At 52.7% G+C, this 17,707-nt stretch carries 9 protein-coding genes; 5 read left to right on the top strand and 4 right to left on the bottom strand.

Annotated features, from left to right (window positions below):
• Positions 1 to 2: 2 nt before the first annotated feature.
• Positions 3 to 1,040 carry a Gfo/Idh/MocA family protein gene (locus tag ABD931_RS06030; RefSeq protein WP_345264971.1) on the bottom strand — a complete coding sequence of 346 codons (1,038 nt, stop codon included), beginning with the start codon at positions 1,038 to 1,040 and terminating at the stop codon, positions 3 to 5.
• Between the two features lie 121 nt (positions 1,041 to 1,161).
• Entirely contained in the window at positions 1,162 to 2,484 is a 1,323-nt protein-coding gene (locus tag ABD931_RS06025; protein ID WP_345264969.1) for a Gfo/Idh/MocA family protein, read from the bottom strand.
• Positions 2,485 to 2,707: 223 nt separating this feature from the next.
• Here ABD931_RS06025 and ABD931_RS06020 point away from each other — a divergent pair, with 223 nt between their 5' ends.
• From ABD931_RS06020 to ABD931_RS06005, 4 genes are all read left to right on the top strand, one after another.
• Positions 2,708 to 4,273, top strand: coding sequence for a T9SS type A sorting domain-containing protein (locus ABD931_RS06020; RefSeq protein WP_345264967.1), 1,566 nt, complete (start codon positions 2,708 to 2,710; stop codon positions 4,271 to 4,273).
• 589 nt (positions 4,274 to 4,862) lie between these two features.
• On the top strand, positions 4,863 to 6,746 hold the full coding sequence (locus ABD931_RS06015; protein WP_345264965.1) for a T9SS type A sorting domain-containing protein: 1,884 nt from the start codon (positions 4,863 to 4,865) through the stop codon (positions 6,744 to 6,746).
• A 617-nt stretch (positions 6,747 to 7,363) separates the two neighbouring features.
• Entirely contained in the window at positions 7,364 to 8,395 is a 1,032-nt protein-coding gene (locus tag ABD931_RS06010; protein WP_345264963.1) for a hypothetical protein, read from the top strand.
• Between the two features lie 645 nt (positions 8,396 to 9,040).
• Complete coding sequence (locus tag ABD931_RS06005) at positions 9,041 to 10,198, top strand: SpaA isopeptide-forming pilin-related protein (protein ID WP_345264961.1); 1,158 nt, start codon at positions 9,041 to 9,043, stop codon at positions 10,196 to 10,198.
• Between the two features lie 89 nt (positions 10,199 to 10,287).
• On the opposite strand, the gene ABD931_RS06000 is transcribed toward ABD931_RS06005, so the two are convergent.
• The gene (locus ABD931_RS06000; protein ID WP_345264959.1) at positions 10,288 to 12,996 is read right to left on the bottom strand and encodes a S8 family peptidase; all 2,709 of its coding nucleotides are present in this window, start codon (positions 12,994 to 12,996) and stop codon (positions 10,288 to 10,290) included.
• Between the two features lie 250 nt (positions 12,997 to 13,246).
• A complete protein-coding gene (locus tag ABD931_RS05995; RefSeq protein ID WP_345264957.1) occupies positions 13,247 to 15,100 on the bottom strand; it encodes a glycoside hydrolase family 2 protein in 1,854 nt (617 codons plus the stop codon).
• Between the two features lie 207 nt (positions 15,101 to 15,307).
• Between ABD931_RS05995 and ABD931_RS05990 the strand changes: the two genes are divergently transcribed.
• The gene (locus ABD931_RS05990) at positions 15,308 to 17,488 is read left to right on the top strand and encodes a TonB-dependent receptor (RefSeq protein ID WP_345264955.1); all 2,181 of its coding nucleotides are present in this window, start codon (positions 15,308 to 15,310) and stop codon (positions 17,486 to 17,488) included.
• Positions 17,489 to 17,707: the final 219 nt, after the last annotated feature.

Here is a 17,707-nt window from a genome sequence, read left to right as displayed (position 1 = left end):
GGTTAGCGGGCTTTGGCTACGGAGCGGGCTTTGACCATAACGCTTTCCAGGGTAACGGGTACACCACTCCGCCGTTTGCTTTCGTCGGCGGCTTCCATAAAGGCGTAGATCTCCAGCGTTTCTTCCGGGCTCACCGGGGGCGTGCCGGTGTCGAAAAAGCGGATGATCTGAACCAGCAACGGCCGGTAGCCTTCGTACGGCCCCATTTTGGCAATACCTGTTTCGCCATACACCGTTCCTCCGTAATCGCTCTTGCCCCCGCGCATTCCCCGGAACGTACCAACCCGACCATCGGCCCAGGTACCCACCACCACATCGGTCTTGTCGGTATGCGCCCGCACCACCTGCCGGCAGCCGGTACCCATCACCGTATACAGCGTTTCGACGCCGTGGATACCGTACCAGAACAGATCGGGATGCGTCTTTTCGAGGTGCGCCGGACTATAGGCCTCCGCGCCCAGCACCTTACCCACCACTTTGCCCTGACCAATCTCCTGGGCCGTGGTCATATACCGCAATGACGATGAGCTGAAAACGGGAACATTGTACCGTTTGGCAGCTTCGAAAATGGCGATAGCATCGGCCAGGGTACCGGCAACGGGTTTATCGATGAACAGCCGCTTCCCGGCTTTCAGCACCGGCAGGGCCTGCTCCAGATGCGGACGGCCGTCGTTCGTCTCCAACAGCACCACATCCACTTTGGTCAGCAGATCGGCAATGGAGCTGACGATCTCTACGCCTAGTTTTTTCACCTCTTCGGTATAGCCCGGCACACGGCTGACGCTGGATTCGATATCCGGGCTGCCTTTCGGGTAAGCCGCTACCACGCGGTAACCGCCCAGATCCAGGGCTGCGTTAGGTTCGTTCAGCAGTTTGGTAAAGGCCGGACTGTGCGAGGTATCCAGCCCGATGATACCTACCCGACGACCGGGCGGCACATCACCTACAGGCTGCGGTTTGGCTATATGCGGCAGGGCCAGGCCAATGCCGGCCGCCCCGGTTAGTTGAATGAATGTACGGCGGTTATAGGGGTGATGCATAGCTTTATGAATGATTAATGATGAATGATGAATGATAAACGATGAGCCTGGCAGGCAGCTCGCGGCAGCCCATTAATCGTTCATCGTTTATCATTCCCCGGCGGCCCGGATTATTCGTTTCCTACACCGCCGGCTCCCAGCCTTTTGCATACTCCCGGCCCCAGAGCTTCATCGCATCCGGATCATTCAGGATCTTTCCGGTTACCGGGTCGCAATTGAGAACCCGGCCCGTGCGGTGGGCAATGTTGCCGAGGTGACACAACAACACACTCTTGTTGGCCTCTTCAATAGAGGAATTTGGTCGTTTGCCCAGGCGAATGGCATCCCGAAAGTTGGTCAGGTGATCCACGTCCAGATCAAAGCCGGGGCCCGTCGCATTGAGCGGGTTCGTCTGATCGCCTGAGACTTTCTTCAGCTCTTTGTTTTTGTTATCGTAAATCGTATACCCATTACCGTTAATAATCAGGGTGCCTTTTTCTCCGTAAAAAGCCACACCGCCCGATATGCTTTCTACGTTGCGGCCGTTGCAGCTCCGGCCTTCCCACGACATCGACTTACGGTCGGCAAAATCCCAGTTGGTCAGTTGGGTGTCGGGCGTTTCCCAATCGTCGTCAAAGGCGTAGCGGCCACCCTGGGAGCTGACGCGGGTGGGATAGTCGACCTCCAGGCCCCACCGGCAGAGGTCGATAAAATGGGTACCGTTGTTGAGCAGTTCGCCGGTGCCCCAGTGCCAGAACCAGTGCCAGTTGTAGTGGATCAGATTGTCGCGGTAATCCCGGCGCGGGGCCGGTCCCTGCCAGAGGTCATAATCCAGCCCGGCCGGTATCGGAGCCGGTTTGCCCTTGCCGATAGACTGCCGGGTGTTGGCATACCAGGCTTTGGCGTAGTAGGCCCGCCCGATTACCCCATTCTTTACAGCCTGAATTCCCTCGACCACATAGGGCCACGACCGGCGCTGGTTACCCATATTGACCACTTTATTGTACCGCCGGGCAGCATCGAGCAGCACCTCCCCTTCGCGGGGGTTGTGGCTGCATGGCTTCTCAACGTACACATGCTTGCCGGCCTTCAGGGCCAGAATAGAGGCCGGTGCATGCCAGTGATCCGGGGCGGCAATCACCAGCACATCCACGGCCTTATCGTCCAGCGCCCGGCGGAAGTCTTTCACGCCTTTGGGGGTTGTTTTTTGCCCACCCTGCTGCACCGCTTTCAGCCCTTTGGCCATCGCCTGGTCATCAACATCGCACACGTAGGCCACCTCGGCACCGGGGAGTTTGGCAAAGCCTTCGCACAGGGCCGCTCCGCGCGAGTTGGTGCCCATGATGGCCACCACCAGTTTCTCGTTGGCCGAACCGTTGGCCAGCAGGGCGGGCATACCGGCAATGCCGGCACCAGCCAATGCAGCTTTTCTGATAAAATCTCTGCGTTGAATTGGGTCTGTCATGGTAGGGGTTTAGTCTGATTATACCACTAATAGACACAAAACCAAAAAACTACTCATAAGATAGCGATAACCGAAAACAGGGCTTTAGTAACAACAGCCTACTACGCATTCATAAAACGACTACTTAATTGACCGCATAATAAAGTAAGCAAAAATATCAGCCGGACCGTGTCGATACTACTTATCTTGCTGATACTTTTCTTACTCAATTAAATATTATTTTATGAAAAAAGTATACAATTCTCAACCATTCTGGCTGTTTCTGATCACTGTGCTGCTGAGTGCCGGCAGCGCGTTTAGCCAGACTATTACCATCGTGAATATTTCGGTTCCTGTAAATGGAACAGTCTGCGAAGGATCACCCATCAGCGGTACCTTCACGGTAGCCGGCATTCCAGCCGGTTATCAGATGACCGGCTACACCATCCGCCACAAACCCGGACCACCGTCTAACTGTGATGAGATTAACAATGGCTCGAATGGTGGTAATCCAATGAATGTAAATATTACTCCCACTTCTACGGGCGGGACTTATAGTTTTACTTATACCAGCGCTCCGGCCGGCATCCGACGGCTGAACATCATCGTCACCACTACAGCGTCAAAATCGAAGAGTACCGCTCTGTACAAAAACGTTTGTACCAGTGTCTTCCAGGTAAATCAATCCGCAACGGTGAGTAATGTCAGCAGCACTTCGGTTGCCTGTTATGGCGAGTCTACCGGTTCGATAAGCTTTGATGCAACAGCCGGATACCCCGCTACGTTTACGGCAACGTTGTCGGGAGCCTCTTCTAACCAACTGGTTGCCAGCACGTCAGGCACCTACTCGTTTACGGGACTCCCGGCCGGCAATTATACTGTAACGGTAGACAACGGTACCAGTTGCCCTGGTCCCAGTTCACAAACCATCAGCATTGCTCAGCCGGCAGCCGCCCTGGTTGCTGCGTCCGGCGGCAAAACCGATCCAACCTGCGACACGCCCTTTGGCGGTAGTTTCACCATCACTGCTACGGGAGGCACCGGAGCCTACACCTACAATGCCGTCGATGAAAACAGTAATTCTTATTCATCTCCTGATGGTGTATTCAGCGGTTTCGGATTTGGTGTTTATACGGCAACGGTCACCGACGCCAATAACTGCGTATCGAATACCGTGAGTGTAACTCTTACCGAACCCACGAACTGTACAACTACGCCACCTGGTTCAGGCTCTATAAGCTGCGCCCTGGTTGACGGTAAGCTCGTGCTGACGGCTACTGGTTTTACCGGCAGTAACTGTGGCTGGTATTACATCCGGGGCAACCAAATGAGGGCCGTCACGAATCCGGATGCTTTTGGAAACGTAGATGGTGTTCCTAATGGAACTACGCTGACGCTGTCACCAAAGTCTACGTCTAATGATGGTTTTAACCCTATCAAAAACATCTGCTTCGTGTACATGTGTACCAACGGCGAAACGGCTAAAATCTGTAACTTACCCTGTGCAAGCCCGGCCCGTATAGGCATATCGGCCGAAACATCGGCGCTGAAACTCAGCATCCAGTCGTCGCCGAACCCCACCAATGGGCTTATTCAGGTGACTATCACAGGTGCCGGTAGCCAGAAGGCCATTCCGCTGAAGCTGTATGACCTGAGCCAGCGCCTGGGCGGTAGCTGGTCGGTGCCGCTGACCAACGGGCAGGGCCAGGCCACGATCGACATTCACGGCAAAGCGGATGGCGTATACATCCTCACGGCTGAGGGCGAGCAGGGCAAAGCCAGCCAGCGGATTATCAAAGGCGGCAACTGATCATTTGAATAAGCAGATTGAAAAGCCGGGGCTGAAAGGTTCCGGCTTTTTTGTGCCTATATAAACCGATTTTTGAACAATTCGAAGAAAACACACAAGGCGCAGGACCAGTAGTATATCGGCCGGTCGGCCCCCGGTTAAGTTACCGATCCTTATTTTCGGTGATGTAAGCCCTCTATCCGGAAAGGGCTCCCCCATGCCATTAAAATAGTTTTTAATCTCGGCTCTTAAAATCGGCCGATCAATTTTTTAGTAGCGCTCCCCATTTAGACACATTAAATCCATAATATAAACCTTTGTACTAGGTTTATATATAACTTTTTCAAAAAAGTCACCTAAATCGTATTACTACTTAGTAGTCATTCCTTCTCCATTTGTTTAGTTATTAATTTAATTTTAAAATTAAATTAATAACTATTTAATGTAAAAGGCTTTTGACCAACTAAACTTTACAAACATATGACCAGTAGAAGTCCAGCGGTTTTTAAGTAAAAAACCTTAGTTACCGCCATCGAAAGCTGTTTGTATTTTACCAAGGGGCTTAGCTTAATAAGCATCATTTTTATTCACTCTTAAAAACAATTACTGTATGTACCGTTTCTACACAAGTCAACCATTCTGGCTCACCTGTCTGGCGATGCTGCTGGGCATCAGTGCCGCTTTTGCGCAGCCGGCAAACTCATTATCAGCAAATGGAGTTGCGGGTAATGGAATCAAGTATATTGCTATAAATGTTACAAATGTCAGCCCTGGCCTTAATGGAGGAATTGTTTGCACACCCCCGACTGGTGTAACCATTACGGGAACAATCAGCGTATCAGGGATTCAAAACGGCTATTCCTGGACCAGCATCACTATGCGGAACAAACCAGCAACTGGTAATTGTGATGAGAATAATTACGGCTCGAATGGTGGTAATCCCCAAAAACAATCGTTATCAAAACCATCTTATCCCAGCTCCACGACCGGAGTTATTACCGAGGCATTTACGTATGTCATTCCGGCTTCACAACTTGGCCCCAGAAGGGTTAATGTGATCGTTAACCTTGACCCTTTGAGTAAAAGTTCGACGGCCCTGGCTCCCAATGTCTGTAGCGGTGCCTTCAACATCAACCAGGCTCCTACCCTCAGCAGTGTTACCAATACATCGGTTACTTGTAACGGGCAATCAACCGGCACTATTAGCTTTACAGCAGTAGCTGGATTTCCTGCTGCTTATACAGCAACGGTCTCCGGCCCGGTGACCAGAACTGCCGCTCTCAGTTCAACGACTTACACGTTTAACAATCTTCCGGCCGGGGCTTACAACGTCTCCTTATCCAATGGTTGTACCTCAAATGTCATTTCAACAACTATTACTCAGCCTAAACCGTTAACGGCGGTTGTAAGCAGCAAGACAGATCCAAAATGCTCGTATAGCGCTGACGGCAGTGTGGTGGTTACTGCTTCAGAAGGAACAGGTCCGTATTCACTTGTATCATCGGCAGGAACCGTCAGCGGCACTAATCCATTCACCATATCGGGGTTGGGAGATGGACCGGTGAGCTACACGGTTACGGATAATTGTTCGGCAACGGTTACTGGAATGGCCACGCTGACCGCGCCGGAGGCCTTAAATGCAATGACCGAAAGTATTAACGCAACCTGTCCCCTTCCGGCTAACAATGGTGCCATTAGCGTTACCGCTACAGGCGGTACAGCCCCTTACACTATTAGCATAACCGGCCAAACGGCTCAATCGGATAATCCGGCTTCATTTACGGGATTATCAGCGGGTATTTATACAGTTAGCATAACCGATGCAAATAGCTGTACCTACACTAGCCCCACATCTGTCACAATAGAAGCTCCGGCCACCTGCGACAATACTACGATTGATTGTGCATATAGTCGGGATGGTACTACCCGGACAATTGTCCTTACTGTAACCGGGCTTCCGGCTGGTGGTACCTGGTATTACCGTGAAAACGCCAATACATCGAATTTAAAATTGCTAAGCTCAGGGATAGCGAATGTTAGCGTTACAGGTACCAACACCACTTCCATTACGCTTGTAACTACCTCAAACAGCAATTTTAATAATATCAAAAATAAGTGCTTTAGATATGTAGTGTCGAGCACCCAGGCTGTTGGCTTGTGCGGAGTATGCGGGCCGGACGATGCCAATACGGAAAGTCTTCGTATAGGCGTTTCCGCCGAAACATCGGCGCTTAAGCTAAGCATTCAGTCGTCGCCGAACCCCACCAGCGGTATCCTTCAGGTGACCATCACAGGTGCCGGCAGCCAGAAGGCCATTCCGCTGAAGTTGTATGATCTGAGCCAGCGCCTGGGTGGTAGCTGGTCGGTGCCCCTCACCAACGGTCAGGGCAAAGCCACAATCGACATACACGGCAAAGCAGATGGCGTATACATCCTCTCGGCCGAGGGTGAGCAGGGCAAAGCCAGCCAGCGGGTAATCAAAGGCGGCAACTGATAGCCTACACAAGCCGATTGAAAAGCCGGGGCCGAAAAGCTCCGGCTTTTTTGTGCCTATACTTTTTTGTGCCTATATATATTACGGAGTTAAGCCAAGGGGCTTAACTATTACAGATTTACCCTTATTAAACGAGTTGCCACTATACCATTAAATAAATACACGCTAAAAAAGTAGGTAAATTTACCGCTATCAAAGTTTATGCCAACACGTACTTACCAGCAAACTGAATTAGTAAACGGCAATGTAGAGGTATAACCAGATAATTATGCTTTAAACTATTCAGCATATATATATCATTATACAGAACACTTTGCTGCATAAATTATTAAGTAAATCTTTAGTATACTTTAAATTATCATTTAGGTAACATAATCATATAAATGTGCCCTAATCTTTCCTTAATAATTTTCTAATAATTTTTATTTGATTAAAATTCAATTAATTCTAATCTTTGCCTCAGTACGATAAGTAATTCTTACTAGCTATTTTAGTTACTCATCATTTTCAACGACAACCCCTTGTTATAGTGGGAAGTTCAACATCTGGTAAGAATTGGGTCCACCAAATTTCACATTACCATATAATCGCTCTAATTAACTTAATCACTTATTATCATGAAAACCAAACATTATCTCAGTCTCTTTTTTACCCTCGCCGTTTCGGTGCTGATGTTCCAGAACTGCCAGCCAACGCAGGAGTTGCAGCCGACACGGACTCAGAAGACAAATGCGAATGCGAACGTTTCTTTGTGTATGAGTGCTAATACAGGTGCTTATACCATTCAATTTATAAGTGCCGCTCCAACGGTAGACCAGTTAGGTACCATTTTCACCTATACAATTGCAGAAAACCCTCAAAGTCAGGGATCAAAAGGGCAATTGATATTTGACCTCGGTTGTGCCAAATTCAGTGATTTAACTTCTGTATTAATTGGCGATGAAGAAGCAGTTAAAAATAACACAAAAGATAATGCCGGAGGGTGTTCAAATCAGCAGGCGCTTGTAAATTTTGTTCGGTTACCGGGTGTTGCCGGCTTTGTGCCTAATGATGGATCTGCGGTAACTGTTCAATTCGTTTTTGCAGCTTTACCCGGTCTTATGCCTGCAAACGGAAATGTTTATAACTCAGCCGGCGCAAATTGCACCCCAACTTGTCTGGCAATTCCGGCCGGTTGTGGTACTTCCATGGGTTGTTCTTACTCGCAGGGCTTCTACTTCTCTTCTCCGGTTGGCAAAGCAGCTTCAGCAAGCAAATACCTGCTAGCTGTTCCGAGCAGTAGCACCTTCACTTATTCTCAAGCCCAAGCTATTACTATCTTTAATGGTCGTTCAGGTGGTAGTGCTAATTTATCTAACATGTTCACACAATTGGCAACTATTTATCTGAGCCAGCAATTAGGGTATCTTACCATAGATCCCTCTAGTGACCTGGCTGGTTATGTTCAAACACTAGAGGCCTTTTTAACAGCCTACGGGAAGAAGTTAGATGGTACTAAACTTGAGACCAATAAACAACTAAAAGCTTCTTACGGTGGTGTATCAACAGCAGCAGCTGTTGCAGCAGCAAATGGCATCTCAGCTTGGATTAATGATTGTCCGAACCACTGCGGAAAGGATCCATTTATGCCTCCTGCATGTGGTGAATAATAAATGGCTAAAGTACAACAAAAAAGCACCTCTACAAGGGTGCTTTTTTGTTGTACTTTAGCCTTGCCGGTTAAGCAAAATCTACCACATACCAATAAATAGGTCACCGGGGTTTTGCCCCACCGCCAATCCCGTTAGGGGTAATCGATTTTGTAGCCCGTAAATCTATTACAAGATTGCCCAATCCATGACTCCACTATAATCCCGTCAGGGATGACCGCTACCAGGCTTAGACCACCGGTCCGTTATATCATGCCCTGCTACATGATCCGGCAAATAGCTGCTAACCAACAGCTTAGGCATTTCTTCTATTGTACTTTTCCCCTAAATACCACTATCCAGTAAACGTTTCTTCAAAGTATATTTCAGAAGGATACGCAACCAAAATATCACGGACTTTAATTTTTTTCTAATTTTCTTTTAATCAATATTGTAATAGTCATTAAAATAGATACCTGAATATTTGCGTAGAATTACCAGAGTAGATTAACACGGTAACTTTTAAGTGAGTATTTGTACATTTTATAAATAACGTTAGTACTCTACTTCCAATGCTGAGAGGTTGCCTCTGTTCATTCTGCTGTTTGGTATTTTTTTAATATTTGCCATTTTAAATCATTATCTTTCAACACATTACGTCTATCTATGAAGATTAAACATTTCTTTCGCTTAGCTTCCCTGCTAAGCCTCTCAGTCTTACTTTTTGAGCGTTGCCAGCCGGCTCAGGAGCTGACTCCCGGCTCCACGCCTGACCACTCCTCAGCCCGTGTTGCCAACACAGCGTACACCAAAACCATTGGTGCCTATGAAATTACCTTCAAAGGCGCTACCTACAACGAAGAGCAAAGCACCTGGACGTATAGTGTGAAGCGTACCGGCCCGGCTAAGGGTAATGGCCTCAGCCACCTGATTTTCAGCCTGGGCGAATGTGCTTCGTTCAGCAATGTGGTCGCGTCTACCGTCAATGGTGTTAGCTGGATGGACAAAACGCTGAACAGCGAAGGCTCCGGCACCGGCTGCGCCCCCACCGGCGTTTTCCTGAAGCTGAACAGCCTGCCGGCTCAACTGTCGGACGGCAACGCTTATGATGTATCGTTTACCCTGAATGTAGCCGTTGATCCGGCTGTGGGTACGTCCTGGGTTAAGTTTGGCAACAACTGCCAGTCGGGCACCATGATTACCCCCGGCTGCTACCACATCAGCGGCCACGTAAGCAAAAACGAGTGTGTTAGCGGCACCCCTACCGAGAGCAATTACGCCAACGTAACCGTTCAACTGGCCAATGGCGGCACAAAGACCGTTACAACCGGGGCCAACGGCAGCTACTCGTTCGATGACGTAAAGCCGGGCTCCTACACCATTACGCTGACCGGCCTGCCCGAATCCTATGTGGTTAATCCGGAAAATTACGTGGTAACCACCGGCCCCACTTCGTCGGAAGGTAATGACTTCGTAGTCGAGACCTTTACCACCTGTGGCGCTACCTGTATCAAAACGGTTGCTCAGTTCCCGGCTAGCTGGGGACCGATCACCATCGGTAACTACACGTACACACAGGAGGAAGCTGAAGCAATCATCAACTCCAGCGATCCGGCTACCAACCTGACCCGCACAGCCTTTACCGATCTGGTACGGATTCAACTGAGTGGTCTTTCCATTAGCGGCTATACAGCCGTTATCAACTGGTTCAACGCCCGGCCGAAAGTGACCGCTGCCAACATACCCGCCAACAAAGATGTGACGGTGAACCCGCAAATGGCCGCGCTGAAAAACTATGTAAAGCAGAATAGCTGTACAGAATAAGGCGACTGCCGGCATATACGATTCCACCAAAAAGCCCCTGCTTCACCGGCAGGGGCTTTTTGGTGTAGTAATTAAAATATTTTTTTGTTTCACTTAACCACCAATCGCTTGGCCGTAATCCCATTCGGTGTGGTAACGTTGAACATATAGTTACCGCTGGGTAAGGCGCTGGCATCGAAATTGACCTGATAGTCGCCGGCGGGTTTCTGCTCGTTCACCAGTGTTCTGATCTTCCGGCCCATCACGTCATGTACCTCTACCGTAACCGGCCCTTCCTGCGGCAGGCTGTAGCGGATGGTGGTGCTGCCCACAAAAGGGTTCGGATATGCCATAGCCTCCTTCATCTGAAATTCGGGAGCAGCTACACGGGCGGTTGGGGTGGTGGCGGCTTCCCACTGCGTAAAGGTGCGGGTAACCACCACAGCAAACTCGGCACGGGTCACCACCTGCTTCGGCTTAAAGGTAGCCCGCAGCGTCGGCCGCAGATCGAATGGTCCCTGCGTCAGCGTGTAGAAGGCATTGATCAGGTTCAGATCCAGGGCCAGGCTTACATAGCCTTCAAAGCCGGCGGGTATCTGGGCGGCATCGTCGATAGGGATCTTTTTGCCGTCGACCGTCACGGTTACTGGTTTGCCGTTCCGCTCCAGGGCAAACGGCTCATAACCCAGCGCCTGCACCAGCGAGTAGGCCAGGGCGGTACGGTCTACATTGCCGTTCGGGGCAAATTTACCGTCGGCACCCGGCAGCATTACGCCTTTGTACACATGCGCCCGGTCGCGCAGAGCCGCGCCTTTCGCCAGCACTGATTCGGCCAGCAGCAGCTCGGTACCCGATACATCCGTGACGGTTTTCTGGCCGTTGGTCGGCAGGTACTGCCGGATGGCCTGCCCCATCAGCAGATAATCGGCGAGGTGGATACGCTTCAGGGCGTCTTCGGGCTTGTACAAGCCGTTCAGGCCGTCGACCAGCCGGTTGCTCACGGCCAGTTTGATGGAAGCCTCCGCCGGGTGGCCGGCAATGTCGTTTAGTCCTGTGGTGCCGCTGGCGGTCAGAAAGGTAATGGAACCCCGCACCGTTTCGGGAATGGCTACCCCGTTGAGGCCATCAACCCGCAAGGTCCACGTACCCGCTGGTGGTGAGGCCACGGCCAGACTACGATCCTGGTATAGAGCAAAGGCCACCGGAATACCCGAGCGGTACTGCCTGCCCGTCGGGTCAAACAGGATCAGGTTGATGGTGTTACCGGTCTCACCCGATACGCCCCCGGCAATGATCCTGGCTTCGAGGCTGTTGGTACCCGGCTCTACGGAGAAGGTAAACTGGTTACCAGCCGTCAGCAGCGGGTTGAAGTTGACGGAGAAGTTCTGCACCGTACTCCGCGAGTTAAGGCTGCTGGTAAATGTCCGCGTGCTGTTGACGGTAGCCCCAAAGACAGAAGACCGGAATGCGTGATCCACGGCCGCATAGGCGTTGACGTATCCGGCACCAACCTCCCAGGCCTGCCGGCCCGGCATGTTGGTGGCAGTCTTCTGGATAATATCCTTCACCTGCGCAGCCGACAGCGTCGGTCTGGCTTCCAGCATTAGCGCGACAACACCCGCTACATGCGGTGTAGCCATAGAGGTACCACTGCTATGGGTGTAGAAGGGTATATGAGCCGGCTCCAGTTCCGTTGCGTCCTGATCGATACCTAACGAAGAAACCGGCGCAACGGCACGGGTTGAAATAATATCTACCCCCGGCGCTACAATCGTGGGCTCGTTTTTAAAGGTCCAGGTTTCGCCGTCGATAGTGAACGTTCCTTCCTGCCCTCTGACGCCACGCGATGAGAAGTTGGCGAGTTTACCGTTCTTGTCGCCGGCACCCACCGAGATCACCCAGGGCGCAATGGCATAGGGGTTATGCGTATCGGCACCGGGTCCTTCGTTACCCGCGGCAAAGACAATGACCACGTTCCGGTCGTAGAGTTTTTTGGTGGCTACGTTGATGGGGTGCGCCGGGTTGAACGTACCGCTCGATCCGAACGAGTTGCTCACCACCCGGATGTTGTATTGAAACTGGTGCGTCAGGGCGTAGTCGAAGCCGCCGATAGCATCGAGTACAAACAACGCGGCCCCGGAACCATAGCCGAGCAGCGACGCACCGGGGGCCACTCCCTCGTATTTGCCGCCCGATTTGGCCCCGGTACCACCCACCGTACCGGCGCAGTGCGTGCCGTGGCCGGAATTGGAGTCGGTATTAGGTACGCCCTCCACGTAAGTAATCGGCAACAGGTCAGACACCGCGTTGAGGTTGGTCGACCCCAGCACGTTCTGGACCAGGTGCGGACCAAACTTCAGGTCATCGTGCGTGCCGTCGACCCCGCTGTCGTTGACAAGTACACTAACCCCTTTGCCGGAAACGGGCAGCCCTTTGTTGCGGGCCGTCATCTCCTGGTCGGTGCGCAGCCGCCGTACACCCGTCAGGCTGTTGCCGTCGAAGTTGTAATACGTCAGTCGTTTGTTGAGGAAAATGGATTTGACTTCCGGGCGCTGCGCCAGGGCATCGACCTGAGCGGCCGTAGCCAGTACACCGGCCATAGGCAGGGATTTGAGGGTAATTCCTTTACGGATACCTATTTGTTGCAGAAGTGTTAGTTGAGTCGGCGTCGGGGCTCCGTCGCCGTAAAAGGTTACCACGACCTGCGCAACAGGCGTGGTTTTCAGGGCGTCTCTCAATTCGGCATCTACAACCACCTGAGCCAGTACACGTTGAGTAAACAGGCAAAGCAGAAAAAAAAGGGTTAAAGCTTTTTTCATAAAGTTGTTTTCAAAAAGAATGGGTAAACGTTTAAAAGAAAAAACGAAGGATGTCGGGCCCAACACCCTTTGATTCGCATACCTACGACATTTTTTAAAGATTAGTTTTAACAAAACGAGGAAATGGGACAAATTTTTAGCCAAACGGATCAACTACAGCTCGTCGGGCCGGCCTGTAAACCAGCAAGGCTCCTCATCCGCCGGCGGCAGAGAGGAGCCTTGCAAAATCGATTGGCACACCGCCAATAGATTACTTCATACTCGCCAGCGACGGCTTATACAATTTCTGGTGAATCTCCTTTAACCGGTTTACCGGCATCTTTATCACCTTCCGGTCGTAGGTCATCAGTCCGTTGGTTTCCACTTCCACATCCGTTGTCTGGGTGTATACAGCCGCCGACAGGCCTTTCCGGATCAGGTTTTCGAAACGGTCGATGAATGTCGCATACCGCTCATACAGGGCGTCGGCCGTTTTGAAGCTCTGGTAGCCCCAGTTGTTTTTATCCTGCCAGGTATGGCCTTCCAGCGGCAGCCCCAGCCCGCCATATTCGCCCAGCACCAGCACCTGTTTGGTGCCGAAAAGCTCCGGGCTGGGCATGGCCGGTTCGGGGTAGTTGTGCAGGTCGATCATGTGGCCCACCGGCACAAAATTCCCCCCGCTGGCGCTGTTCACCAGCCGGGACGGATCGTAGGCCATGGTCCACCGGGTAATGTCTTCCGTCTTGAACTGCCCCCAGGCTTCGTTGAACGGCACCCACACCACAATGGACGGGAAGTTGTAGGTAGCATCCATAATGGCCTGCCACTCAGTGCGGAAGATCTGCTCAGATTCGGGGGTGCGGTCACGGTCGGTTTCCAGGCCGGTCACACCCGGACGCGCGTTCCAGCGGTTGCCCAGATCCCCGCTGGGCATATCCTGCCAGACCAGCATTCCCAGTTTGTCGCAATGGTAATACCAGCGGGCCGGTTCCACTTTCACGTGCTTCCGGATCATATTGAAGCCCATCTCTTTGGTCTTTTCTACATCAAAGCGCAGAGCTTCGTCGGTGGGTGCCGTGTAGAGACCATCCGGCCACCAGCCCTGGTCGAGCGGCCCAAACTGAAAGACAAACTGGTTGTTGAGCAACATGCGCAGGATACCGTTGTTGTCGGGCTGCACGGAGATTTTGCGCATGGCGAAATAGCTCTTCACTTCATCGACTACCTTGCCGTTACGCACCACGGCTACACTGAGGTCGTACAGGAAGGGGTTCTCTGGCGACCATAGTTTAGGCTCGGTAATGGGCAATGTCGCAGTGGCTCCGGCATCTACTTCCTGCTCGGCTACCTTGCGGGTACCGTCAAGGGCCGTAATGCGCAGCCGGTCGGTGGGTTGCACGTTTTGTAGCTGAGCCGTTATGGTAAGGGTCTGCTTGTCGAGATCAGGCGTTTGTCGGGTCGATGCAATATAGGTTTTCGGGACAGCCTCCAGCCAGACTGTCTGCCAGATACCTGTAACGGGCGTGTACCAGATGCCGTGCGGATTTTTGATCTGTTTGCCACGGGGCTGCGGGCCCTCGCTGGTCGGGTCCCACACGCGCACGGTAATTTCCTGCTGGTTGCCTTTTTTCAGGTACGGGGTAATATTGAACGAAAACGGATCGTAACCGCCCTGGTGCGAGCCCACCTTCTGCCCGTTTACGTACACATCCGACTTCCAGTCGACGGCCCCGAAGTGCAGCAGTACGTTACCGGAGCGGTAATTGGCGGGCAGCGTCACCGTCCGTTTATACCACAGTACCGTATCTTTACCAACGGTCTTGCCCACGCCCGACAAAGCCGACTCGATGGCGTAAGGCACCAGAATCTTGCCGGCAAAAGCCGCCGGTGGCGTTTCAGTCTGAGTACCCGGCTGTAAGGCATACTCCCACAGGCCGTTCAGGTTCAGCCAGTTGCCTCGCACCAGTTGCGGACGGGGATATTCGGGCAATACGTTGGTCGGATCAACTTTTTCGGCCCAGGGGCTCATGATTTTACCCGTCACCGGTTTCCAGGCGGGTTGCTGGGCGTAGGTAAAGGGAATGATCAGGAGGAACAGATAGAGCAGGCAACGGAATCGTCTCATATTAGCTTATTTTTACGAAAAAGGCGTCCTGTTGGCTTTACTACTAAACTTTCTTACTTTTCGGCCTTAGCTTGGGGCCGTTAAACACCCCGACTAAAACTATCTGTTCACTGGTTATCCTACCATTCTATGCCATCCCGTTTTCCTTTATCCCGTCTTCTTCTACTCTCCTGTCTCATTCTCCTCCCTACCCTCATCTGCGCTCAAATGCTTTCCGGTACCGTGCGCGATCAGCAAACGCAGCGCCCGCTGGCCGGTGTAACGGTTCGCATCCCCGCAACCACGTTTGGCACCATTACCGACGAAGAAGGCCGGTTTGAATTCCAAAAGCTACCGTCTGGTCGTTACTCCCTTCAAATCCGTTCCGTAGGTTACCAGACGCAGGAGCAGGTTATCGAGCCCAGTCAGAATTCAGTAGCGATTGATCTGTCACCCGCCATCATCCAGCTTAACCAACAGACCGTGGTCACGGCGCAGCGCACGGAAACGCCGGATTTTCTGCGGCCGGAAATGACGACGGTGCTCACGGCACGGGACTTGCGGCAACGGGCACCCCGCACGGTGCCGGAAGCACTGCTGGGCGCTACAGGCGTCTGGCTGCAAAAAACCAACCAGGGTGGGGGCTCGCCCTTTGTGCGGGGCCTGACCGGCCAGCAGACCCTCCTGCTGGTAGACGGTATCCGGCTAAATAACGCCACGTTCCGCTCCGGTCCCAATCAGTACCTGAACACCATTGACCCGCAGAGTGTGGAGCAGATTGAAGTCGTTCGCAGCAGTGGTTCGGTCGCTTACGGCAGCGACGCTATCGGTGGGGTAATCAATGTGCTGACCAAAACGCCCCAGTTCTCAGACGAAGGGCGGTTTTCCGGTAATACCTTTTTTAAGGCTATGACGCACGGCATGGAGCTGACTAACCGGACGGAGCTGGGCTACTCTTCGCAGGCCGTGGCCGTGCAGGGCGGACTGGCTTACCGGATGTTTGGTGATCTGGTTGCCGGGAAGGGGCTGGGACGCCAGTCGCCTACGGGCTATAACCAGCTCTCCGGCGATGTGAAGGCCCGCTTCCGCCTGTCGGACCGCTACGTGCTGACGGCCGCCTACCAGGATCTGCGGCAGGATAGCGTACCGGTGTACCACAAAGTCAGGCTGGAAAACTTCCGCTATAATCAGTTCAACCCGCAGCGCCGGCAGTTGGGCTACCTGCGGCTGGAAGGCTTTTACAATTACCGCTGGCTACAGTCGGTCCAGGTCACGGCTTCCTGGCAGCGCCAGACCGAAGGCCGGGAGAGCCAGAAAAACGACAGCCCCACCGCCGTGCTGGAGCGCGACGAAACGACCACCCAGGGCCTGACGGTGCTGGCCCTGTCTGCACCAACACTATTCTGGCAGATCCGCTCGGGTATTGAGGTGTACGGCGATTTTGTGCGCAGCAGCCGCACCGACCGCAACACCCGGACCGGAGCAGAAACCGCTAAACGCGGCCTCTACCCCGACCGGGCTACCATGAACAGCGTGGCCGCCTTTACCCTGCACACGCTGACGTTTGACCGGCTGACGCTGACCGGCGGAGGCCGTTATAATACCTACCAGATTACGATTCCGGAACAGACGCTGGGCAAGGCTACCATCAGCCCCTCGGCGCTGGTGGGTAACGTAGGCGTTTCCTATGCTGTGATACCTCAGGTGCGGGTAGTGGCGTCGGTGCAGTCGGCGTTCCGGGCACCCAATATCGACGATATGGGTACGCTGGGTATTGTCGACTTCCGGTACGAAACGCCCAACAACAACCTGGAACCTGAACGCTCGCTGAATACCGAAGCGGGCGTAAAAGTGCGTACCGGTCGCTTTTCGGCGTCGGTGCTGGGCTATCACAATCAACTGACCAATTTTATCAGCCGGGTGCGCATGGGCCGCGACTCCATTCAGGGCTATCCGGTATATCTGAAGCAAAACAGCGCGGAAGCCTTTATCCGGGGCCTGGAGGCCGAAGCGGAGTGGGAGTTTGCCCGTAACTGGCTGGCCTACGGCAGTCTGGTGTATACCTACGGGCAGAACGTTACGGCCAACGAACCTTTCCGGCGCATTCCCCCGCTGAACAGCCGGCTGGGTATTACGTATCAAGCTCCGGCTTCGTTCTGGCTGCGGGCGGAGGTATTGCTGGCCGGTGCCCAAACCCGGCTGGCTAAAGGAGACATTGATGATAACCGGATTGGTAAGAACGGCACACCCGGCTGGCAGCTTGTCAACCTAAACGGCGGCTACCAGTGGCGTTCGCTCCTGTTCAGCGCCGAGTTGCACAATCTTTTTAACGAAGCGTATCGCACCCACGGCTCGGGCGTCAACGGCACCGGCCGCAGTGCGTGGCTGGCCGTGCAGTATCGCTTTTGAAAGAAGCCGCCCCGGTTATAAACCGCTGGCTCCTAAGGAGTAATAATCTGGTTACCTCCTTGGTTTATGCTCCACAGGAGCCAGCGGTTTATAGAATATCCTGTTGCGTTGCTTACCCGCTGCCTCGGAGAGGCAAGCCTAAGCACGAAAGATCGAACGTCAGGGTATAAGAAGCACAAAATTCACTCTCTATAACATAAACCACAATCACCCACAAAC

Origin of the sequence: Nibrella viscosa (assembly GCF_039541875.1) — a bacterium.
In the GTDB taxonomy this organism is placed as follows: domain Bacteria; phylum Bacteroidota; class Bacteroidia; order Cytophagales; family Spirosomataceae; genus Nibrella; species Nibrella viscosa.
The sequence above is the reverse complement of the archived record's forward strand: the minus strand, read 5'-3'. Positions and strand labels throughout refer to the sequence as shown.